The 22,053-nt window shown below is 72.5% G+C and carries 22 protein-coding genes; 14 read left to right on the top strand and 8 right to left on the bottom strand.

Annotated elements, in window-relative coordinates; translation table 11 throughout:
* The first annotated feature begins 214 nt into the window (after positions 1-214).
* Entirely contained in the window at positions 215-1,138 is a 924-nt protein-coding gene (locus ABD340_RS02840; RefSeq protein ID WP_344586758.1) for an ABC transporter ATP-binding protein, read from the top strand.
* Positions 1,135-2,739 carry an ABC transporter permease gene (locus ABD340_RS02835; protein WP_344586757.1) on the top strand — a complete coding sequence of 535 codons (1,605 nt, stop codon included), beginning with the start codon at positions 1,135-1,137 and terminating at the stop codon, positions 2,737-2,739. The genes ABD340_RS02840 and ABD340_RS02835 overlap by 4 nt, the downstream gene beginning before the upstream one ends.
* 31 nt (positions 2,740-2,770) lie before the next feature.
* On the opposite strand, the gene ABD340_RS02830 is transcribed toward ABD340_RS02835, so the two are convergent.
* The gene (locus ABD340_RS02830; RefSeq protein WP_344586755.1) at positions 2,771-3,709 is read right to left on the bottom strand and encodes a LysR family transcriptional regulator; all 939 of its coding nucleotides are present in this window, start codon (positions 3,707-3,709) and stop codon (positions 2,771-2,773) included.
* A 116-nt stretch (positions 3,710-3,825) separates the two neighbouring features.
* Between ABD340_RS02830 and ABD340_RS02825 the strand changes: the two genes are divergently transcribed.
* The 3 genes from ABD340_RS02825 to ABD340_RS02815 are packed head-to-tail and all read left to right on the top strand — an operon-like array spanning position 3,826 to position 6,835.
* Positions 3,826-5,130: a CitMHS family transporter gene (locus ABD340_RS02825; RefSeq protein ID WP_344586754.1), complete on the top strand. Its 1,305-nt coding sequence runs from the start codon at positions 3,826-3,828 to the stop codon at positions 5,128-5,130.
* 45 nt (positions 5,131-5,175) lie between these two features.
* Positions 5,176-6,516 carry an acyclic terpene utilization AtuA family protein gene (locus tag ABD340_RS02820; RefSeq protein WP_344586752.1) on the top strand — a complete coding sequence of 447 codons (1,341 nt, stop codon included), beginning with the start codon at positions 5,176-5,178 and terminating at the stop codon, positions 6,514-6,516.
* On the top strand, positions 6,497-6,835 hold the full coding sequence (locus ABD340_RS02815; protein ID WP_344586751.1) for an AtuA-related protein: 339 nt from the start codon (positions 6,497-6,499) through the stop codon (positions 6,833-6,835). The genes ABD340_RS02820 and ABD340_RS02815 overlap by 20 nt, the downstream gene beginning before the upstream one ends.
* Here the strand turns inward: ABD340_RS02815 and ABD340_RS02810 are convergent.
* Both ABD340_RS02810 and ABD340_RS02805 read right to left on the bottom strand, forming a co-directional pair.
* A complete protein-coding gene (locus ABD340_RS02810; RefSeq protein WP_344586750.1) occupies positions 6,826-7,485 on the bottom strand; it encodes a maleylpyruvate isomerase family mycothiol-dependent enzyme in 660 nt (219 codons plus the stop codon). The genes ABD340_RS02815 and ABD340_RS02810 overlap by 10 nt on opposite strands.
* Before the next feature lie 188 nt (positions 7,486-7,673).
* Positions 7,674-8,306: a TetR/AcrR family transcriptional regulator gene (locus ABD340_RS02805; protein WP_344586749.1), complete on the bottom strand. Its 633-nt coding sequence runs from the start codon at positions 8,304-8,306 to the stop codon at positions 7,674-7,676.
* A 178-nt stretch (positions 8,307-8,484) separates the two neighbouring features.
* On the opposite strand from ABD340_RS02805, the gene ABD340_RS02800 reads away from it, so the two are divergent.
* Positions 8,485-8,673 carry a hypothetical protein gene (locus ABD340_RS02800; protein ID WP_344586747.1) on the top strand — a complete coding sequence of 63 codons (189 nt, stop codon included), beginning with the start codon at positions 8,485-8,487 and terminating at the stop codon, positions 8,671-8,673.
* 110 nt (positions 8,674-8,783) lie between these two features.
* Entirely contained in the window at positions 8,784-9,845 is a 1,062-nt protein-coding gene (locus tag ABD340_RS02795) for a PP2C family protein-serine/threonine phosphatase (protein WP_344586746.1), read from the top strand.
* Positions 9,846-9,887: 42 nt separating this feature from the next.
* Here ABD340_RS02795 and ABD340_RS02790 read toward each other — a convergent pair whose 3' ends face one another.
* The 3 genes from ABD340_RS02790 to ABD340_RS02780 all read right to left on the bottom strand — a co-directional run bounded on the left by ABD340_RS02790 (position 9,888) and on the right by ABD340_RS02780 (position 12,665).
* Positions 9,888-10,550 carry a potassium channel family protein gene (locus ABD340_RS02790; protein ID WP_344586745.1) on the bottom strand — a complete coding sequence of 221 codons (663 nt, stop codon included), beginning with the start codon at positions 10,548-10,550 and terminating at the stop codon, positions 9,888-9,890.
* Positions 10,543-11,910 (bottom strand): TrkH family potassium uptake protein, encoded by a 1,368-nt coding sequence (locus ABD340_RS02785; protein ID WP_344586744.1) that lies wholly within the window; start codon positions 11,908-11,910, stop codon positions 10,543-10,545. The genes ABD340_RS02790 and ABD340_RS02785 overlap by 8 nt, the downstream gene beginning before the upstream one ends.
* A 299-nt stretch (positions 11,911-12,209) precedes the next feature.
* Positions 12,210-12,665, bottom strand: a complete 456-nt coding sequence (locus tag ABD340_RS02780) for an SPW repeat protein (protein WP_344586743.1) — start codon at positions 12,663-12,665, stop codon at positions 12,210-12,212.
* A gap of 256 nt (positions 12,666-12,921) precedes the next feature.
* Between ABD340_RS02780 and ABD340_RS02775 the strand changes: the two genes are divergently transcribed.
* The 7 genes from ABD340_RS02775 to ABD340_RS02745 all read left to right on the top strand — a co-directional run bounded on the left by ABD340_RS02775 (position 12,922) and on the right by ABD340_RS02745 (position 19,972).
* Entirely contained in the window at positions 12,922-14,073 is a 1,152-nt protein-coding gene (locus tag ABD340_RS02775; protein WP_344586741.1) for a S1 family peptidase, read from the top strand.
* Positions 14,074-14,268: 195 nt separating this feature from the next.
* A complete protein-coding gene (locus ABD340_RS02770) occupies positions 14,269-16,050 on the top strand; it encodes an LTA synthase family protein (RefSeq protein ID WP_344586740.1) in 1,782 nt (593 codons plus the stop codon).
* Positions 16,051-16,190: 140 nt separating this feature from the next.
* Positions 16,191-17,507: a DUF6777 domain-containing protein gene (locus ABD340_RS02765; protein ID WP_344586739.1), complete on the top strand. Its 1,317-nt coding sequence runs from the start codon at positions 16,191-16,193 to the stop codon at positions 17,505-17,507.
* 244 nt (positions 17,508-17,751) lie between these two features.
* Positions 17,752-18,210 carry a hypothetical protein gene (locus tag ABD340_RS02760; protein ID WP_344586738.1) on the top strand — a complete coding sequence of 153 codons (459 nt, stop codon included), beginning with the start codon at positions 17,752-17,754 and terminating at the stop codon, positions 18,208-18,210.
* A 237-nt stretch (positions 18,211-18,447) separates the two neighbouring features.
* Complete coding sequence (locus ABD340_RS02755) at positions 18,448-18,804, top strand: GNAT family N-acetyltransferase (RefSeq protein ID WP_344586737.1); 357 nt, start codon at positions 18,448-18,450, stop codon at positions 18,802-18,804.
* A 53-nt stretch (positions 18,805-18,857) separates the two neighbouring features.
* Entirely contained in the window at positions 18,858-19,433 is a 576-nt protein-coding gene (locus ABD340_RS02750) for a CGNR zinc finger domain-containing protein (protein ID WP_344586736.1), read from the top strand.
* Entirely contained in the window at positions 19,433-19,972 is a 540-nt protein-coding gene (locus tag ABD340_RS02745) for a GNAT family N-acetyltransferase (protein WP_344586735.1), read from the top strand. The genes ABD340_RS02750 and ABD340_RS02745 overlap by 1 nt, the downstream gene beginning before the upstream one ends.
* A 1-nt stretch (position 19,973) precedes the next feature.
* Here the strand turns inward: ABD340_RS02745 and ABD340_RS02740 are convergent, their stop codons facing one another.
* Positions 19,974-20,423, bottom strand: coding sequence for a hypothetical protein (locus ABD340_RS02740; protein ID WP_344586734.1), 450 nt, complete (start codon positions 20,421-20,423; stop codon positions 19,974-19,976).
* 98 nt (positions 20,424-20,521) lie between these two features.
* A complete protein-coding gene (locus tag ABD340_RS02735) occupies positions 20,522-21,889 on the bottom strand; it encodes a serine/threonine-protein kinase (RefSeq protein WP_344586733.1) in 1,368 nt (455 codons plus the stop codon).
* Positions 21,890-22,053 lie beyond the last annotated feature (164 nt).

Here is a 22,053-nt window from a genome sequence, read left to right as displayed (position 1 = left end):
CCGGCGGTCGTCCGCGGCGTGGTCCCGGCGTGCATCTCGACCACGGACGCGGCGGCGCGCAAGGCCGACTCCGACCCTCCCGCACCGTCCCGGCGGACCCGGTTCCGCCCTCGGCCTCATTCCCGCGCCTGACCGGCACCCGGCTCCCATCGACGAATCGGCGAAGGGGGTGGCGGTCGCGTGCTCTCAAACCCATCCAGACGAGGTGTCCCGCATGGCTTCACCCATCACCAAAGACACGCCCATCTCCGTCGCGGGCCTGGTCAAGACGTTCGGCCGGACCCGTGCCCTGGACGGTCTCAACCTGACCGTCCGCAGCGGCGAGGTGCATGGTTTCCTCGGTCCGAACGGGGCCGGGAAGTCCACCACCATCCGCGTCCTGCTCGGCCTGCTGCGCGCCGACGCCGGCACCGCCACCCTCCTGGGCGGCAACCCCTGGCGCGACGCCACCCGACTCCACAAACGCCTCGCCTACGTCCCCGGCGACGTCACCCTCTGGCCCAACCTCTCCGGCGGCGAGGTCATCGACCTCCTCGGCCGCATGCGCGGCGGACTCAACCCACGCCGCCGCGCCGACCTCCTCGAACGCTTCGAACTCGACCCCAAGAAAAAAGGCCGCACCTACTCCAAGGGCAACCGCCAGAAAGTCGGACTCGTCGCCGCCCTCGCCTCCGACGCCGAGCTCCTCATCCTCGACGAACCCACCTCCGGCCTCGACCCCCTCATGGAAGAGGTCTTCCAGGAGTGCATCAGGGAGGAGCGCGAGAGCGGGCGCACGGTGCTGCTGTCCAGCCACATCCTGTCCGAGGTCGAGGCGCTCTGCGACCGCGTCACCATCATCAGGAACGGCTTCGCGGTCGAGACCGGGACGCTGGCCGACCTGCGCCACCTGACCCGCACGTCCATCGACGCCGAGCTGGCCGCGCCGCCCAACGGGATCTCCGCGCTGCCCGGCGTGCACGACCTGGTGGTGGACGGGACCCGGGTGCGCTGCGAGGTCGACACCAGCCGGCTGGACGAGGTGCTGCGGCAGCTCACCGACACCGGGGTGCGCAGCCTGGTCAGCCAGCCGCCGACACTGGAGGAGCTGTTCCTGCGCCACTACAAGGACGAGGTGCCGGAAGGGGCCGCGCGATGACCGCGCTCGTCGGGACCGGCGGGATGGTCCGGCTGATGCTGCGCCGCGACCGGTTCCTGCTGCCGATCTGGGTCCTGTTCCTGGGCCTGATGCCGCTCAACTTCGTGGCGGCGATCGAGGAGCTCGCCCCCACGATCGCCGACCGCGTCAGCTACGCCCGCACCACCGGGAACAACCCGACGTACCTGGCGCTGTACGGTCCGCTGAACGACATCGGCGTCGGCGGGATCGTCGCACAGCGCTCCGGGTTCATCCCGGTGATGATCGCGCTGATCTGCGCGCTCACCGTCATCCGGCACACCCGCACCGAGGAGGAGGCGGGGCGCCGCGAGCTGCTGGGCGCCACCGTCGTGGGACGCGGCGCGGCCCTGGCCGCCGCCCTCCTGGTGACGATGGCGGCCAGCGTCGTGATCGCGCTGCTCCTCGTCCTCGGCATGGCCGCCCAGGGGCTGGGGTTCGGCGGGTCGCTGGCGCTCGGGCTGCAGTTCGCGCTCATGGGCTGGGTGTTCGCCGCGGTCGCCGGGGTGGCCGCGCAGCTGTCGGAGGGCGCCGGGGCCGCGCGCGGCATCGCGATCGCCGTGCTGGGCGTCTCGTTCGTGATCCGGCTGGCCGCCGACGTCGGCGGTGCCGGGAACGGGCTGTCGTGGCTGTCGTGGCTGTCCCCGCTGGGCTGGGGCAACCGGCTGCGCGCCTACGGCGACGAGCAGTGGTGGGTGGCGGCGCTCCCCCTCCTGCTGACGGCCCTGCTGGTGGTGGCGGCCGCGAGACTGTCGGCGCGGCGTGACGTCGGGGCCGGGCTCGTCCCGCCGCGGCCGGGCCCGGCGACCGCGTCGCCGCGGCTGCGCGGCGCGTTCTCGCTGGCCTGGCGGCTGCACAGCCGGCCGATGTACGCCTGGCTCGCCGGTTTCGCCGCCCTCGGCGTGGTGTTCGGCGGCGTCGCCGGCGGCATCGAGGAGATGCTGAACGAGAACCCCGAGGTGAAGGACATCTTCGAGCGGCTCGGCGGCTCGGGCACGCTGGTGGACGTGTTCTTCTCCGGGATCATGAACATGGTCGGCCTGTTCGCGGCGGGGTACGCGGTGTCGGCGACGCTGCGGCTGCGCTCGGAGGAGACCGCGCTGCGCGCCGAGCCGCTGCTGGCCACGCCCCTCGGCCGGGTCCGGTGGGTCGCCTCCCACCTGGCCTTCGCCTTGCTGGGCTCCGCCGCGGCGCTGGTGGTCGCCGGGCTCGCCATGGGCCTGACGCACGGCCTCAACGAGGGGGACGTGGGCGGCACGGTGCCCAAGCTCGTCGGCGCGGCCCTGATCCAGCTGCCGGCGGTGTGGCTGCTGGCGGCGGTGGCGATCGCGTTCTTCGGGCTGCTGCCCCGGCTCTCCGCGGCCGGGTGGGGCGCGCTGGCCCTGGCCACCCTGGTGACGATGTTCGGCAGCATGCTCCAGTTCGACCAGTGGCTGCTGGACATCTCGCCGTTCACCCACATCCCCAAGCTGCCGGGCGCCGAGGTCAGCCCGGCCCCGCTGGTCTGGATGGGGGCGGTCGTCCTGGCACTGGGCGCGGCCGGGCTCGCCGGGTTCCGCCGCCGGGACCTGACCACGGGCTGACCCGGGCCGGCCGGCACGGGCGGGTGGACGCTCAGCCGGGCGTCCACCCGGTGCCCTCGGCGAGCTCCGGATCCAGCTCCGGGGGCTCGGCCAGGAGATCGAAGAAGTCCTGGACGGCCGGGGCCCGGGGCCGCCGCGGGTCGTACACGACGCCGATCGGGCGGGTGAGCACGGGGCCCTCCAGCGGCCGCCGCTCCAGCCGGGCGAACTCGATCAGCGGCAGCACCAGGCCGGGCACCGCGGACACTCCGAGCCCGGCGGCGGCCAGCCCGGCCACGGCGGCGATGTTGCGGGCCTCGGTGATCGGCCCGAGCCGCACCCCGGCCTCGCGCAGCGCCCGGTCGGTGAACGCCCGGACGCTGCTGGCCCGGTCGAAGGCGATGAACTCCTCCCCGGCCAGTTCGGCCCAGGCGACCGGCTCGTCCGCGCCGCGCGCGCCGAGCCGGTGGCCGGCGGGGAAGACGCAGTGGAACCGGTCGGCGGCGATCCGCCGGAAGCCCAGCGCGCCCGGCGGCTCGGTCAGCACGGTCACCGCCAGGTCGACCCGGCCGGCACGGACCCGGTCCAGGACCTGGCCGAGCAGCCCGTCCTCGATCTGGATCCGCACGTCCGGGCGGCCGTCCCGGAACCTGGACACCGCGCCCGGCAGCAGCGTCGCGGCCAGCGAGGGCAGGGTGGCGATCCGGACCAGCCCGCGGGTGCCGGCCAGGAAGCCGGCGAAGTGGTTGATCCCCCGGTCGAACTCGTCCACGACCCGTTCGGCGACGGCGGTGAACTCGCGTCCCGCGGCGGTCGGGATGACCTGCCGGGTGGTGCGCTCGAACAGCGTGACGCCGACCCGGCGCTCGACGTCGGCGACGGTGCGGCTCAGCGACGACTGGGCGAGCCGCATCCGCTCCCCCGCCGCGGTGAAGCTGCCCTCCCGCGCGACGGCGAGCACGACCCGCAGCTGCTGGATGGTCAGGTCCACGCACTCTCCCCACGCCATGCGTTGAACACATCAATCCATGTGCGATTGATGTTGGACTTACAAGAGTGCCGTGGATCACACTCATGGGCAACCTTGAGCCGGATCAGGAGGTTTCCATGGTGGCCACGCTGGGCTTCGTGACCATCGGGCTGTTCCTCGCCCTGACCGTCACCCGGAGGGTGTCGGTGCTGCTGGGCCTGGTGCTGGTGCCGATCGGCACCGCGCTGATCGGCGGCTTCGGCGGCGAGCTCGGAGACATGATCGCCAAGGGGGTGGTCAAGGTCGCCCCGGTGGCGATCATGATCACCTTCGCGGTGCTCTACTTCAGCCTGATGATCGACACCGGCCTGTTCGACCCGGCGATCCGGCGCGTGCTGCGCTGGGCCAAGGGCGACCCGATGCGGATCACCGTCGGCACCGCGGTGCTGACGCTGATCGTCGCGCTGGACGGCGACGGCGCCTCCACGTTCCTCATCACCGTGTCCGCCCTGCTGCCGATCTACCTGCGGCTGGGGATGCGTCCCCTGGTACTGTCCGGCGTGGTGTGCCTGGGCGCCGGGGTGATGAACCTGGTGCCCTGGGGCGGCCCGACCGCGCGCGCCATGGCCGCGCTCAAGCTCGACAGCTCCGACCTGTTCGTGCCGGTGCTGCCGGCGATGATCGCCGGGATCGCGTGGGTGCTGCTCGCCGCGTTCCTGATCGGGCGCCGGGAACGGGCCCGGCTCCAGGCCGAGGGACGTCCGGAGATCGACCTGGAGGCAGGCGGGCCGGACGCCCCCGCGCCGGAGGCGGCCGGCGGGCGGGACCCGCGGATCTGGTTCAACCTGCTGCTGACCGTCGTTCTGATCGTCGCGCTGGTCATGGAGCTGATGCCGCTGGAGGTGCTGTTCGCCATCGCGTTCGCGCTGGCGCTGCTGGTCAACCGGCCGACCTGGGCGGCGCAGCAGGCGCTCCTGGAGAAGCACGGGCCCAACGTCGTCCTGGTCACCACCATGATCTTCGCGGCCGGGGTGTTCACCGGCATCCTGTCCGGCACCGGGATGATCAAGGAGATGGCCGAGGCGCTGGTATCGGTCGTCCCGGACGGCGGCGGCGGGCTGCTGCCCGTGCTCACCGCCGTGACGGGCATGCCGCTGAGCCTGGTCTTCACCCCGGACGCCTACTACTACGGCGTGATGCCGGTGCTCGCGGAGACCAGCGCCGGGCTGGGCGGCGACCCCGCCGAGATCGGCCGCGCCGCCATCCTGGGCCAGATGACCACCGGGTTCCCGCTCAGCCCGCTCACCGCCTCCACCTTCATCCTGATCGGGATGACCAAGGTCGAGCTGGGCTCCCACCAGCGGTTCATCTTCGCCTGGGCGTTCGGGACCACGCTGGTCATGACGGCCGTCGCGCTGCTGACCGGCGCCATCTCGTTCTGACCCGTCCATCACGCAGATCGGGGGATCACCTTGTCACCAGGCAGGATGCGAATAGGCAGCGGCGCGGGCTTCGGCGGCGACCGGATACCGCCCGCCGTCGACCTGGTCGAGCACGGGCGGCTGGACGCCCTGGTCCTGGAGTGCCTGGCCGAGCGCACCATCGCGCTCGGCCAGCGCCGCCGCCTGGCCCACCCGGACCAGGGGTACGATCCGCGCCTGCGCGCCCGGCTGCGGGCGCTGCTCCCGCCCGCGGTCCGGCACGGCGTGCCGCTCATCAGCAACATGGGCGCGGCCAACCCCCGGGCGGCGGGCGCCGCGGCCCGCGAGACCGCCCGCGAGCTGGGGCTGGACGGCCTGCGGATCGCTGTGGTGACGGGCGACGACGTCCTCGACCGGATCGACCTCGGGGCCCCCGCCCTGGAGGACGGGCGGCCGCTGGAGGAGCACGGCCCGGTCATCTCCGCCAACGCCTACCTGGGCGCCGGCGCGCTGCTCCCCGCGCTGGACGCGGGCGCCGGCCTCGTCCTCACGGGCCGCGTCGCCGACCCGTCGCTGTTCCTCGCGCCGCTCGCGCACCGGCTCGGCTGGGACCTGGACGACCCCGCGCGGGCCGCCGCCGGGACCCTGGTCGGCCACCTGCTGGAATGCGCCGGCCAGATCACCGGCGGGTACTTCGCCGATCCCGGGCACAAGGAGGTCCCCGACCTGGCGCACCTGGGCTTCCCGTTCGCCGAGGTGTCCGCCGCCGACGGCTCGGCCGTCATCGGCAAGCTCCCCGGCACCGGCGGGCTGGTCTCCCGCGCCACCGTCCGCGAGCAGCTGCTGTACGAGATCACCACCCCGACCGCGTACCGCACCCCGGACGTGGTCCTGGACCTGCGCGGCGTCACCGTCGAGGAGACGGGGCGGGACCGCGTGCTGGTCCGCGGCGCCGCCGGGCGCCCCCGGCCGGACACGCTGAAGGTCAGCGTCGGCTACCACGCGGGCCACCGCGCCGAGGCGGAGATCTCCTACGTCGGGCCGAACGCGCGCGCCCGCGCCGAGCTGGCCGGACGGATCGTCGCGGCCCGGCTCGCGCCGGCCGGGCTGCGACCGCGGCTGGACCTGATCGGGTCCGCGCCGCTCGGCCGGCCGGCCCGCTCGGGCCCGGCCGCGGCCGACGACGAGTGCCGGCTCCGGGTCGCGGCGCTCACCCCGGCCCCCGAGCGGGCCGAGGACATCTGCCACGAGGTCGAGGCGCTCTACACCAACGGCCCGGCCGGCGGCGGCGGGGTGCGCACGCAGATCACCGACGTGGTCGGCATCGTGTCCACCCTGCTCCCGCGCGACGCGGTCACCCCCGCCACCGAGATCCTGGAGGCGTCCCGTGCGTGCGATCCTGCATGACATCGCCCACGCCCGTACCGGCGACAAGGGCGACACCTCGACGCTGTCGATCTTCCCCTACCGCGACGAGCACTATCCCGACCTGGTGCGCGAGCTGACGCCCGAGGTGGTCCGCCGGCACCTGGGCGCGCACATCCGGGGCGAGGTGATCCGCTACGAGCTGCCGAACCTGTGCGCGCTGCACTTCGTCTGCCGGCAGTCCCTCGACGGCGGGGTGACCACCTCGCTCGCGCTGGACGCCCACGGCAAGGGGCTCAGCTCCCGGCTGCTGTCCCTGGAGATCGACATCGCCGACCCGGGCCCGCCCGGTCAGGCGTAGACGTTCACGCCCGCGTCCACGCCGAACACGGCCGGGTCTTCGCGGCCGGTGCCGACCAGGAGGAACGTCAGCGGGTCGCCGCGCAGCTCCGGCCCGCCCACGCCGACGGGGAACGCGTCCAGGCCGTCGAGGGCCAGCCGCGCCGGGCCCCAGCCGCGCCGTTCGAGCTCGATCCGCAGCCAGCGCAGAGCCGCCTCCAGCCCCGGCCCGCGGTCGGACGGCAGACCGAGCGCGGCGCGGATGTCGTCGGCGTGCACGAACGTGTCGTGCCACAGGCTCAGGACGCCCTCGCCGACGCTGCGGTCGGGCACCGGGCTCGGCCGCAGCCAGGCCGCGTCATCGAGCCGTTCCAGCATGGTGCGCAGCCGTCCCGCGTCCTCGCGCAGGTCGCGGGCCAGGTCCGCCGGCGCCCGGTCGCGATACGCCCGCGCCTGCTCGTCGGCGGTACGGGTGCCGATGGTCAGCTCGAGCGTGTCGGCGACGCCGCCGAACACGTGCCCGGCCGCGTCCCGGACCTCCCAGCCGGTACAGCGCGTACCGGTCTTCCACTGCGGGCCCGACAGCCCGTCGAGGAGGTCGGCGAACGAGGCGTACTCGGCGATCAGGCCGTCGACGGTCTCACGTCGCGGCGGGCTCAGAGTCGGTGTCATCAGGATGCTCCGTTCATCAGCGCCGCCGCCGGTCCGGCGATCGGCTCCAGGTATTCGGTGAGGTCCAGCGCCCCGAAGCGCACGACGATGTGATCTGTTTCGGAATTTACATACATGCAGTATGTATGTCAATGCTCATGCCTCGAGACGGTACCCGGGGCTTCCCCGGAATCGGCTGGATCAGCAGGTCAGGCGGTGTGGGCGCAGCCGGGTTCGGCCCGGCCCGCGATCCCCGCGAGCATCGCCTCCAGCTGCGCCACCGTGTCGCGCAGCACCGCCGGCGGATCCTCGGCGCGGGCGATGTCCAGCGCGCTCTCGCACAGCCCCCCGTACAGCAGCGAGGTCAGCGGATCGAGCGGACGCTCCGGCAAGCAGCCCGCCTCGATCGTCAGGGCCAGTCCGGTGCGCATCTGCTCCTTGCACCCGGCCTGGATGTCGCGCATGACCGTCCAGCCGAGCGCGCCCGGCGCCTCGACCAGGGTGATGCGGCGTACGGCCGGGTCGAGCGACGCCTCCAGCATGGCCCGGCACCCCGCCAGCAGCCCGTCCCAGCGGTCCGGCTCGGCCCGGAACGCCTTCCGCACGACGAGGGCCAGCTCCTCCTGCTCGGCCGCGTAGACCTCGCGGAAGATCTGCTCCTTGTTGTCGAAGTGGTGGTAGAACGCGCCGCGCGTCACCCCCGCGCGGTCACAGATCGCGCCCAGCGAGGTGCCCGCGAACCCGCGCTCCACGAAAAGCTCGCGCGCCGCCGCGACCAGCGCGGCCGTCGTCGCCCTGGTGCGCTCCTGCTGGGTGCGGCGCGTCCCCGCCTTCGCGACCACCTGACCATCCCCTCCCGACGACCTGCACCGAGACTAAGGGAACGCGCCGCGTGCGGGCAGATCCGTTCTCCGGTCGCGCTCGCCACCTGGTGTACATGCGAAGGTCAACGGGCGACCATCGGCGGAGCCTAGTCTTACGTCCTGAGAGCCCGGCCTTCCAACGCCCCCTGGAGACACGATGCCGACCAGGATCCTGTCCGCCCTCGTCAAAGGCGTTCTCGCCATCGTGGCGGCGCTGACGCCCGCCTCCGTCCCGGCCGTCGCCGCGGTCGCGGTCATCGGCTCCACCGTCGCCGTCACGGCCGGCTGCGCCGAGGTCTCCGACGACGATGACGACGGCGATGACGACGGAGGCGACGACGACTGAACCGCCCCGGGCGGTCGGTTCCCGACAGCGCGTCTCAAGTGCGTCTTTGACCGTAGAAATGACACTATGGTGCGGGGGCAGCGGGGACGTTCTGGAGATCGGGAGCATTGGTGGCGTCGACCTCACGGGGGCGTGGCGAACCGTTCCTGCGGCTGCTGCCGTTCGCGGTCATGAGCGTCGTCGCGGCCCTGGAGCTGATCGAGGGCACCGGGACGGGCTACCTGCCCCTGCTGTCCCTGGGCCCGGCCTTCGCCAGCCTCACCGGCGGAATGCCGCGCGCCGCCGCGGTCGGCGCCCTGGCCCTGCTGATGTGCGCGACGCTGGCGGCCCACCACGACATCATCGGGACCCGGGCGAACAACCTCACCCTCGTCTCGATCACCGGGGTGACCGCCGCGGGCATGCTGGCCAGCGCGATCAGGATGCGCAACGAGCGGGAGCTGGCCGACATCCGGACGGTCGCCGAGGCCGCCCAGCGGGTGCTGCTGCGTCCCGTGCCGCGCCGGGTGGGGCCCGTCCACGCGGCCGTCCGCTACATCTCGGCCGCCGCCCGGGCGCGCATCGGCGGCGACCTGTACGAGGTCGTCACCACCCCCAAGGGCGTGCGCGTGATCGTCGGGGACGTGCAGGGCAAGGGCCTGGGCGCGGTCGAGACCGCCGCGGTCGTGCTGGGCGCGTTCCGGGAGGCCGCCTACGACGAGGAGGATCTGCACGGCGTCACCGCCCGCCTGGAGAAGGCCCTCACCCGGCACCTCACCAGCGAGCAGTTCGTGACCGCGGTGCTGGCCGAACTCGGCTCCGACGACCGCGTGCAGCTGGTGAACTGCGGCCATCCGCCACCGCTGCTCATCCGTCCCGACGGCCGGATCGACGCCGCCGAGCCGCCCGACGTCGCCCCACCCCTGGGCATGACGGCGCTGGCCGGCGGTCGCCCGCCGCTCTACGAGGTGCCCTTCACCGCGCATGACCAGCTGCTCCTCTACACCGACGGGGTGATCGAGGCGCGCAACGGCCGGGGCGAGTTCTACCCGCTCGCCGAACGGCTGGACGCGCTGCGGGCCACCGACCCGGAGCGGGCCCTGGACGACCTGCACGCCGACCTGCTCCGCCACGTGGGCGCCCCGATCACCGACGACGCGGCGCTGCTGCTCCTCCGCCGCCGCCGGCACTGATCGGCCCCGGCGGCGCCGGCACCCGCGTGTGCGGGCCAGGGGTCAGGCGCGCTCGGCGAAGCGCTCCACCTTCGCGATCGGCCCGGCCACGATGATCACGTCCCCGTACTCCAGGACCGTTTCGGCCGAGGCGTAGGTGAACTCCTCGTCGGGACGCTTGACGCACACCACCGTGACGCCGTGCCTGCCGCGCAGCCGGGTGGCGCCGAGCGGGACGCCGACGATCTCCCGGGGCGGCCGGGTCTTGGCCATGGCGAAGTTGCGGTCCACCGCGACGTAGTCGAGCATCCGCCCGCTGACCAGGTGCGCCACCCGCTCGCCCATGTCGTGCTCGGGCAGCACGATGTGGTGCGCGCCGATCCGCTCCAGGATCCGGGCGTGCTGGTGGCTGATCGCCTTGGCCCAGATGTCGTCGATGCCCAGCTCCACCAGCAGCGAGGTGCACAGGATGCTGGCCTCCAGATCCCCGCCGATCGCCACCACCGCCCGGTAGAACTCGGCCACGCCCAGCTCGCGCAGCGCCTCCATGTCGGTGGCGTCGGCGGCGACGATGTGCGTCAGCCGCCCGGCCAGACCCTGCACGGTCTTGGGCCGCTCGTCGATGGCCAGCACCTCGGTGCCGCGCCGGGCCAACTCCAGCGCCAGCGACGTGCCGAACCTGCCCATCCCGACCACCACCACGGGATCCCTTCCGATGTCAGCCAACGATGGGTCGCTCCTCCGGCAGCTCGTAGCGGCGGGTCCGTTCCCGCAGCGCCAGCGCGGTCCCCAGGGTCAGGGGGCCGATCCTTCCCACGAACATCAGCACCACCAGCAACGCGTGCGCCGCGGGCGGCAGCCCGGGGGTGATGCCGGTCGACAGGCCCACGGTCGCGAAAGCCGAGATCACCTCGAACAGCACCCGGTCCAGGGTGTGCGCGGTGAGCGCCATCAGCGCGAAGGTGGCGGCGACCACCGTCCCGATCGCCATCAGCACGATCACCATCGCCTGCCGCTGGGTGCTCTCGGGCAGTCGGCGGTGCCCCACGTTCACCCGGCTCTCCCCGCGCAGCTCCGCCCAGATCACGAACGCCAGCAGCCCGAACGTGGTAACCTTGATCCCGCCCGCGGTGCCGGCGCTGCCGCCGCCGATGAACATCAGCACGTCCATCACCAGCCAGCTCTCCGGCCGCATCTGCCCGATGTCCAGGCTGTTGAAGCCGCCGCTGCGCGGCATCACCGCGGCGAAGAAGCCCGCCTGCAGCCGGGCGCCGCCCGACAGCGCGCCCAGCGTGCGCGGGTTGCTCCACTCGCTGAAGATCAGCGCGACCGTGCCGACGGCCAGCAGCGTCGCCGTCATCCCCAGCGTGATCCGGGTCAGCACCGACCAGCCCGCGGGCCTGCGCCAGGACCGGGCCAGCTCGAACACCACCGGGAAGCCCAGCCCGCCCACGATCACCGCGAGCGCGACCGGCAGGCAGATCCACGGGTCGGCGGCGAAGCGGACCAGGCTGTCCGGCCACACCGCGAAGCCCGCGTTGTTGAACGCCGACACCGAGTGGAAGGCGCCCCAGAACACGGCCCGCCCGGCCGGGTGCCCGTACTCGGTCAGGAACCGTCCCGCCAGCACCGCCGCCACGACCGCCTCGCAGGCCAGGCTGAAGACCACCACGTCGCGGACCAGCCGCCGCACGTCCGCCATCCGCAGCGTCTTGGTCTCGGCCTGCACCGCCAGCCGGGCGCGCAGCCCCAGCCGGCCCGACACGATCACGGCCAGCAGCGTGGCCAGCGTCATGATGCCCAGCCCGCCGACCTGCATCAGGCATCCGATGATCACCAGGCCGAAGGTGGACCAGTGCGTCCCGGTGTCGACGGCCGCCAGCCCGGTGACGCACACCGCCGAGGTCGCGGTGAACAGCGCGTCCAGGAACCGGGCCGGCTCGCCCGACGAGGTGGCGGCGGGCAGCGACAGCAGCGCCGTCCCGATCAGCACCGCCAGGAGGAAGCCGCTGACGACGACCTGCGCCGAATGGTGGAACCGGCCGAGCGGAGCAAGCCTCGTCCGTGCGCGCGGCCTCTTCGCCACGCGCCGATTCTTCACCACGTGACCCGCGGCACCCCCCGGAACGGGATCGGCTCTCCAGCCGATCCGGCCTCCCGCCCCACGGCAGAAAACCGTACAGCAGGTGCCCTCACCGCACTGCCCGACACACCACCTTCAACGCCAAGAAACCCGGCTGAATCTCGACGAGAGAAAGCGGATCGGCCAAGGTCCGCGACAGACGGCTCAAACGGGGCCGGACAGATGCCGCAGCCCGCGGGAGGGGCCCGCGGGCCCCTCCCGGACGGCGTGCCGGTCACTCCCGGTCGGTCACTCCTGCCGGTTCACCTCTTGGTCGGCCTCAAGCGAGGTCCGCCCAGGTTCATGCGCGACCCGCCGAGGCTCATCGTGGCCAGTCCCAGGGCGAGAATGATCAGGCCGACGACGACGTTGCTCCAGATCGTCCGCGCGGTGGACATGTTCCCGCTGATGACCCACGGGGCGACGATGGTCCAGACGCCGAGCACGGGCGCCACCCAGGCGATCCCGTAGGTGCGGCCGAAGGCGAAGCTGAACCCCAGCCCCAGGCACGCCACGCAGAGCCCGGTGACCAGGTTGTTCACGGTGATCCCGGCCAGGCCGCCGAAACCGGCGATCCATGGCGAGAGCGCGAGATAGATCCCGCTGAGCAGAGTCAGTCCGTCCATCAGCTGGGCGACCGGGCTCGCGGCGGCCATCTCGTACCGAGCGCGCATCTCGGCAATGTCGGGGTGCCGCTCGATGTCTGTCGGGTGCGTCATCACGCACACCACCTTCCGATGCCAGGAACAGGGGTCTCCCATGCCTGGCCCGCCCTCCGCACGGCGGGCGAGTCGGACATCGATCCTTCCTCTTCAACGTTAAACCTGTTTCCCGCCGACGTCGCCCCGCCGCACGTGAAACTCCCTTCCACCGGCTGACCTGGGACGATGAACTTCTTTCAGGCAGGGCTGAACTTGGCCGCTCCATGGCTCCGTATCTCCCCCACGTAGATCGAAGACGGAGTTTGGAGGGCTCATGAGGCGTCGTCCCCCCGCGAGAAGAAGCCGCCTGCGCACCGTGGTCCGGGCCTCCGCGGTGGCCGCCGGATCGGCGGGGCTCGTGGCCGGCTCGCTGTACGCGGTCCAGGCCCAGGATCAGGAAGGTTCCACGCAGGAACGCCAGGCCGGGCTGGCCGGCACGCAGGCGCGGCAGCGCACGGGTCCGTCACCCGGCTCCCAGGGGGCGGCGGCCGCGAACAGGGCCGCGGCGCTGGCCCAGCGGCTCGGCGCGCGCACCACCGGCGCCTACCTCGACTCGGCGGGCCGCCCCGTCGTCACGGTCACCAACGCCACCGACGCCGCCGCGGTGCGCGCGGCGGGCGTCACGCCCAAGATGACCCAGCGCAGTCCCGCCTCCCTGAAGCGCCTCACCTCGACGCTGCAGCGGTCGCTGGGGACCACGGCGGGGACCGGCTGGGCCGTCGACCCGGCCACCTCCCAGGTGATCCTGTGGACCGACGGCTCGGTCACCGGGACGCGGATGGCCACCGTCCGCCGGACGGCCCAGCGGATGGGCACCGCGGTCCGCATGGTGCGCATCCCCGGAAAGCTGAGCGCGCTGGCCGCCGGCGGCGACGCGATCTTCGGCGGGGGCTCCCGCTGCTCGCTCGGCTTCAACGTCAAGCGCGCCGGGCAGGACTTCTTCCTCACCGCCGGGCACTGCGGCAACGCCGTGCAGGAATGGACCGCCGACCAGCAGGGGGCCCAGGCGGTCGGCACGACGGAGGAGAGCAGCTTCCCGGGTGACGACTTCGCGCTCGTCCGGTCGGCGCCGGGCGCCGCGGGCGAGGGCGAGGTCAACCTGTTCAACGGCCAGAGCAGGGACATCACCGAGGCCGGCGAGGCCGTGGTCGGCCAGCAGGTGGTGCGCAGCGGCAGCACCACCGGCGTGTCCACCGGCAGCGTCACCGCCGTGGACGCGACGGTGAACTTCCCCGAGGGCACGGTCACCGGCATGATCCAGACCACCGTGTGCGCGGAGCCGGGCGACAGCGGCGGCCCGCTGTTCAGCGGGACCACCGCCCTCGGGCTCACCTCGGGCGGTTCGGGCGACTGCCAGACCGGGGGCGTCACGTTCTTCCAGCCCGTGACCGAGCCGCTCGAGAACTTCGGCGCCGAGGTCTTCTAGCCACTCGGGTAGGTGGGGAGGGGCCTGGCATCCGGCGGCCAGGCCCCTCCGGCGCGCCAGGACGGGCACGTCCGCGGTGCGCTGAACCGCCGGTGGGGCAGGGCACGTACAGCCGGTGTCGCGGATCCGTGGTGCGGTACGGCGTTCGCGGTGTTCACGGGCAACATCGGGCTTCGCATGGGGAGGACCTCCGGGTTGAAGGAAGAGCTGATGGAGGAGGCGCGGCCAGAGCCCCTCGCGGGCGATGACGCCGGCGCTCTCCCGGACGACGGTGCCGCCGACGGCGTCGAGACCAACGCCGCGGACGGCGTCGAGACCGATGCCGCCGCGCCCGCCGACGAAGATCAGGCGGGGGACGGCGTTTCCGTCGTGCGCCGCGTCGCGACTTGGACGATCACCGTCCTGGCAGGCGTGTTCGTCCTCGGCGCCCTCGTGGCCCCGTTCAAGGTGGGACGCCTGGAGCCCGGTGCGTTCGCCCGCCTTCCGGTCGAGGGGCTCCTGCTCGTCGCCGTGGTCGTCCTGGCCCCGGCGCGGGTGCGCAGGCCGGTGGCGCTGCTCGCCGGCGCGGGGATCGGCCTGATGGCCGTCATGAAGGCCGTCGACATGGGCTTCTACCAGGTCCTCAACCGCCCGTTCGACCCCGTGCTCGACTGGGTGCTGGTCGGGTCCGGTGTGGAGTTCCTCGACCAGTCCGTCGGACGGGGCGGCGCGATCGCCGCCGTCATCGGGATCGTGCTGCTCATCGGCGCGGTGCTCTCCCTCATGGCACTGTCGGTGCTGCGCCTGACCCGCCTGGTGATCCGGCACAACGCGGCGGCGACCTGCGGGATCGGCGTGCTCGGGACCGCCTGGGTGGCCTGTGCCGCGCTCGGCGCGCAACTCGTCCCGGGGGTGCCGGTCGCGTCCAAGAACACCGCCGCGCTCACCTGGGCGCACACGCGGCAGGTGGCCAACAGCATCCGGGACAGGCAGGCGTTCGCGAAGCAGGCGGCCGTCGACGCCTTCCGCGACACGCCAGGCCAGAACCTGCTGGGCGGGCTGCGCGGCAAGGACGTGCTGCTGGCCTTCGTCGAGAGCTACGGGCGCAGCGCGGTCGAGGACCCGCGGTTCGCATCGCAGGTGGGCGCGGTACTCGACGACGGGAGCCGCCGGCTGCGCAAGGCCGGGTTCGCCTCCCGCAGCGGCTGGCTCACCTCGCCGACCACGGGCGGAGGCAGCTGGCTGGCGCACTCGACCCTGCTGTCCGGTTTGTGGGTCGACAACCAGCAGCGGTACCGCAGCCTGGTCTCCAGTGACCGACTGACCCTCAACAACGCCTTCCGCCGGGCGGACTGGCGGAGCGTCGCGTTCGTCCCGGGCGTCACCCGGGCCTGGCCGGAGGGGGATTTCTTCGGCTACGACCAGGTCTACAACGCCTATCAGCTCGGGTACCGCGGCCCGCCCTTCGGCTTCGCCACCATGCCCGACCAGTACACCCTCCAGGCCTTTCAACGTCTCGAACGCTCGAAACCGAACCACGCCCCCGTGATGGCGGAGATCCCGCTGGTCTCCAGCCACGCGCCCTGGGCGCCCCTTCCCGAGCTCGTCGACTGGAAGGACCTGGGGGACGGCTCGGTCTTCCGCCCGATCGCCAAGGCGGGCAAGAGGCGGGCCACCGTCTGGCGCGACCCCGCCCGCGTTCGCAACGAGTACCGGCGTTCCATCGAGTACACGCTCGGCTCCCTCATCTCCTACATGGAGAAGTACGGCGACGACGATCTCGTGCTCGTCTTCCTCGGCGACCACCAGCCCGTTCCCATCGTCACCGGGGAGGGCGCGAGCCGGGACGTCCCGATCACGGTCGTCGCCCGCGACCCGGCCGTCCTGGACCGGATCTCCGGATGGGGCTGGCAGGACGGCCTCAAGCCCGGCCCGAAGGCCCCGGTCTGGCCGATGCACACCTTCCGGGACCGCTTCCTGACCGCCTTCGCCCGGTAACCCGGCCCCGATCGACGTCCACCGCTCTTCATGGCTGGCGCACATTTTGCCCTCTTATAGCCGTCCAATTAAGCACAAATTCGGACGGGGCGGGATCACACCATGTGTTCGACAAACCAGCCCTTGAGGAGGAGAGAATATTGCGCGGGGTTCGCTTCCGGACCGTCGGCCAGCGCGTCACCCTTGGATCCCTGGCCGGCCTCATCGCCATCGGCGGCATCTCCACCGCCTTCACCGCCTTCTCCGAGGCCAACGCGGACACCATCACCCGCATGACCGTCGGCGACCCCGGCCCCAGCCCGTACACCCGCGCCGCCGACACCGACAAGATGCCCGGCCAGAAGCCCGGCGGCACCACCACGCCAGCCCCGGCCGGCGGCCAGACCACCACTCCCGACGGCACCTACAAGACCGACACGGCCGGCCCGGGGACGATGACCGGTCGGGCGAGCGGCACCGGGCGCAACACCCCGTGCGACCCCGGCAAGCTGGCGGCGTCCCTGCAGGCCGACCCCGCCAAGGCCGGCGCCTGGGCCGGCGCGCAGGGCATCACCGTCCAGCAGATCCCCGGCTACCTGTCCCAGCTCACTCCCGGCTACCTGACCAGCGACACCCTGATCGTCAACCACGCCTACACCGGCGGCAAGGACACCGGCACGCCCACCGTCCTCCAGGCCGGCATGGGCGTCCTCAAGGACCGCGACGGCACCCCCGTCGTCAAATGCAACTGCGGCAACCCGCTCACCAAGCCCAAGAAGGACTACTCCACCAAGGACGCCAAATACACCGGCCCCACCTGGTCCGGATTCGACACAAAGCGCATCACCAAAACCCCGCCCATCCGCCACAACAAAACCGACCAAGGCAAGGGCACCGGCGCCACGAAGAGAAAGCCGCGGACTCACGAGGAGTACGCCGCCTGGTGCAAGGGCGTGAAGGGGCCGGCACCTGACGTCGACTGCACCTCGCCCCCGAACAAGGGCAACACCAACCCCGGCAACAAGCCGGCCCCCGCGGAGAAGCAGCCGGGCACCACCGGCAACCAGCAGGGCACGCCAGGAAAGCAGCCCGGCACGACCGGAAGCCAGCCGGGCACCACGGGCAGCCAGCCCAGCACCACCAACGACCAGCCGGGCACCAGCGGAAGCCAGCCCGGCACGGGTAGTCAGCCCGGCACCACCGGCAGCCAGCCCAGCACCACCAACGACCAACCGGGCACCGTCGAAAGCCGGCCCGGCACCGCTGGAAACCAGTCAGGCACTTCCGGGAGCCGGTCCGGCACGTCCGGCAGCCAGCCGGGGGGTGTTGAGGGCCAGTCTCAGGGAGGCCCTGAGCAAGGCGCCGGTACTGACGGGGCGTCGCCTGGCAATCGGTCTGAGCAGGGCGACGCGTCCGGCCAGTCCGGAGACGTCGGCGGAACGTCCGTCGCCCCGCAGGCTCCGGCCGGAGGTGGGTGACAACCCGGACTGACGAGGAAAAGGCCCGGAGACCGCGCAGGTCTCCGGGCCTCTCCCTGTCGGTGCTCGATTCCCCGCAGCAAGTCCATCGTGACCGTCTCGTAGACGGGCTGCTATCGCCAGTGGAGACGCAGAATTCCACTGAGTCCGGCACTATTGGGGACGGTTACGCCAAAGGATTGTCATAGGGGTTGATGTGGGAGACGATCGCCGCGGCCGGGCACGGTGGAGGGGGCTCGTCACCGTGCTGCTCGCGATCTGGGCTTCGGGACTGACCGTGTCGTGCCAGGACGTCGAGAGGGCGGGCAACCGGGGGGCCGCGGAGAAGAACGGAACCGGGGAGTTGAGGTCCGACATCGAGCCGCTCGTGCGGCGTTTCGGCGACCTGAGCGGCTCACCGCAGGTGAGATGGATGTCGGGCACCTATGGAGACCCGCGTAATCCGGGGCCCTCGATGTATTGGATCGATGCCGTCATCACGCTCGATCCGGTGAAGGTCGCGCAGTTGACGGGGGCCTATGCCCCGGTTGCGGCGCAGGCCGCGCCGGACGTGGTCAAGGGCCTGCGACCGCACCTGCCGCCCGGCCCGTTCAAGACGAGCGAGGCGTTGGACACGGCCTTCGAGAAGCAGGAAGGCTGGGGCGTGACGGCGTATCTGGACACCGGGGCCAACATCCTGGTCCTGGTCGCGCAGGGGACCTAGGGCCTGTCTCGAAGTGGCCTCAGGTACCGCGCGAGCGCGCTACCTGGCCGGTGAGGCGATGCCGAAGGCGAGCATCACCGGGCAGATCGCGAAGCGATGTCGCGCTCGCACCAAGCACGGTCAGGGTGCGAGCCGCCAGGCGAGCCCCTGGGCCGGGATTGCATAAACACAGCCTGGGCAGCACAAAATCCCAGGTCGGAGGGGGAACTCGGCGGCGGGTCCGGGAATCGTGGATGTGTGGCGCCCTTCGGGCGGTTCCGCGAGGAGGCCCGGCAGGTCCAGGAACGGCATCCGCACGTCGAGCTCTACCTGGCCTGGTCGGGGCCGGCCGAGCCGATCGTCCTGCATCTCATCCGCACGCGGCCCGCGTACCGGGGCCGCGGGCTGGCCGAGGCAGCCCTCCTGGACGTCATGGCGCTGGCCGACCGTCTGCGGGTCCCGCTCCGCCTGACCGCCGAGCCGATCGCCGGAGACGACACCGATCCGCCCCGCCTCATCGCCTGGTACCGGCGGCACGGCTTCGAGGTCGTGCGGACGGCCCGTCCCGGCGACGCCGCGGTCATCATGCAACGCCCGGTCGGGCGCGGCCGGTGATCTTCGCAAAAATCCGATGCTGACGGTTGGAGGGCAGTGTTACCGTCAGCCTTGTGAGTGACCCGGAGTTTCCGATCCTCGGCACGGAGCCGTTCGCGGTGGAGCTGGCCAACACGCTCTACGGCAGCGGTGACCAGCGGATCGACTTCTTCCAAACGGCCGAGTGGATCGATCGGTGGTTCGCGCTGGTCGCGCCCGGGCACGGGCTCGCGGCGCCGGGGACGGCCGCCGCCCATGACGTCCGTGAGCTGCGCGACTGCGTGCACGGGCTGCTGTCGGCGGCGGTCGAGCGGCGGACGCCGGACATGGCGGTGGTGGAGCGGCTCAACGGGTTCGCCATGGCCGCGCCCACGCACCTCCGGCTGGAGTGGCCGGTGGACGGCGGACCGGCCGCGCGGCTTGTCGACACCACGACCGGTGCCGCGGCGATCCTGGGACGCGTCGCCCACTGCTGCATCGAGCTGCTGGCCGGGCCCCAGGCCGGCGGGTTGAGGCGCTGCCGGGGGCCGGGGTGCTCGCTGCTGTTCGTCAAGGACCACTCGCGCCGACGCTGGTGCCACCCCTCGTGCGGTCACCGCGACCGCCAGGCCCGCTACTACCGGCGCAGACTCGATCGGGCGGAGATCTGATGATCACTTGGCGCCGGGTCACCGAGGACGATTTCCCCTTGCTGCGACGCTGGCTGGCGCATCCGCACGTGGCGCGGTGGTGGAACCACGACACCACGCCCGAAGGCGTCGAACGCGACTTCGGCCCCACCGCCCGCGGCGAGGAACCCGCCGAGGACTGGCTCGCCTTGCTGGACGGGCGCCCGTTCGGGCTGGTCCAACGCTGCCGGTTGGCGGCCTACCCGGCGGAGCGGGAGGCGCTGGCCAAGGTCACGAGCGTGCCGGACGGCGCGATGGGCATCGACTACCTGATCGGCGAGGCGGCGGAGACCGGCCGCGGGCTCGGGTCACGGATGATCCGGGCGATGGTCGAGCGGACGTGGCCCGACTACCCGGACGCCACCTGCGTCATCGTTCCGGTGGCGGCGGGCAACCACGCGTCCTGGCGGGCCCTGGAGAAGGCCGGTCTGGCGCGCGTCGCGGAAGGCGATCTCGAACCGGACAACCCGATCGACGGACCGGCCCACGTCGTCTACCGGATCGACCGGCCCGGCCGGTAGCTCAGTCGTTCTTCACGGCGCGTGCGAGGCCGTCCCTGAACCAGGCGGGCCTGTTGGCCTCGCTCCGGGGGAAGTACTCCTGCTCGACGACGAAGGCGTGCTCCGGCGGCGGCGGGTTGAACGCGGGCTCCGCGGCCATGTTGTAAATCGTCCGAAACGAGCGCGGAGCTTCGAGAATGTAGCGGCAGGAGTACCAGGCGCCCGCGTCGGGGACGTACATCCCTTCCCGCAGCCGCGCGAACAGGTCCCACGCCCGGTCCGGCGGCTCCCACACCCGCATGGCCCCGTCGGCACCGGTCAGTCCCGTCGCCACGTGGCGGTGGCCGCCGAGCTGCCGGTAGTCGATGATGAGCTCCCGCCAGCCGTCCGGCATCGCGTCCACGACGAGGCCCGTCAGATCGTCCAGCAGTTCCCGCTGCTCGATTGGATCGAGCGGAGGCCGCAGTGCCATCGGTGGTACTCCCAAGCGCGCACGGTTACCTTGATTGACTCCGTGTTCGACTTGGAACGGTCCGCCGCGGTTCCAGTGACGGGCGCCACACGCGGGCCTCAGGTCCGGGCCCGGTCGAGGATCCGGAGGAGTTCGTCGGCGCGCTGCCGGGTGATGCCGTCTTCCCTGGTACGAGTCTCGATCTTGGAGCGGAGGCCGGCGAGGTCGTCGGGATCGGCGTCGGTGCCCATGTTCCGGATCACGTTGTGGAGGTCGAGGCCGACGTCGTCGCGGATCTGCCCGAGCCGGAGTCCCTGGTCGATGGAGCGCCTGAGGCTGCCGAGCACCTCGCCCACTCCCACCGGGGGCGGGGGCGGGGGCGCGGCCCTGGGCTTGGCCGGCGCGGACGACGGCCGGTCCGGCTTCGGCAAGGGCGGGGTGACGAGGTTCTCGGAGGAGGAGGAAGAAGGGCCGCCGCGGGTGGCGGACGGTGTTGGAGGGGCGGGGGGTGTGGGAGGCGCGGGGGCCGGGGGCCTGAGGAGGCCGGCCCGCGCGTCCCGGCCGGGGATCGTCTGCTGGACGACCAGTTGAAGGGTGAGGGCCGCCGCGACCGCCGCGGCCAGGCTCGCCGAAACGAGCCACCGGACGCGCAGTACGCCCTGCCCGGTCCGGCGGCGGTCACCGGGACCGGCCTTGGCCAGGCGTTCGATCGTTCCACACAATCGCGCGGCGGTGGGACGCAGCGCCGCTTCGGGCGCGAGGCATTCGGCGCAGAGTTCGGCCAGGCTCGAAGGCACATCGTCCGGAAGCGCGGGCGAGGTGCCGGTCGGCTCCGTTTCGCCGGTCAGCGCCTCCAGAAGCATCACGCCCAAGGCCCGCACGTCCTCCTGCTGTGCGGAGGCGACGGGAGTCTCCGCGCCGTGGACGGCGGCGGCGATCCCGACGTCGAGCAGCTTCGCGCCGGACTCTCCGAGGAGCACCGAACGCGTGGTGAGATGATGATGCGCGAATCCGGCGGCGTGGATATGGGCCAGGCCGGAGGCGATCGGGGCCGCGAGTGCCACGACCTCGCGCCAGCCGATGGGTCCGCTCTCGAGCCGCTCCGCCAGGATCTCGCCCTCGCACCACTCCAGCACGGCGAACGGCCGGATACCGCCGGGCCCCAGGCTCTCGCCGGCATCGTGGACGGTCACGATCCCCGGATGTTCCAGTGCGGCGGCGGCCCGGACCTTGGTGCGGAGCCTTTCGGCGAACGCGGCGCCCTGCAATGCCGGGTCGTGGAACACCTTGACCATGACTTCGCGGTCGAGCCGCTCGTCCACGGCGCGCCATGCGGCCGTCTCCGAACCGGTGTCGAGTTCCTGCTCCAGCCGGTAGCGCCCGGCCAGGCGCGGGGGCCGGGACCGCCGGAACGGCACGACCACGCCGTCCCCCGCGACCTCGGCGGAGGCGGAGGCGGCGCGGCGTGATCCCGCGGGCAGGTTCATGATCCAGGCGCGATCGCGCGGCGCACGGGGCTAGCGTCCCGCGCGCCCGCCGCGCGCGACCGGCCGTACCCGGCCGCCGGCCCCGGCGGGCGGCCGGATCGTGCTGGTACGGCGGCACGGCTTCATGAGGCGTCCTCTCCCGGGCGATGTCGCGGCGACCGCCC

The sequence above is a fragment of the Actinomadura vinacea genome (assembly GCF_039532545.1).
GTDB lineage: Bacteria > Actinomycetota > Actinomycetes > Streptosporangiales > Streptosporangiaceae > Spirillospora > Spirillospora vinacea.
The sequence above is the reverse complement of the archived record's forward strand: the minus strand, read 5'-3'. Positions and strand labels throughout refer to the sequence as shown.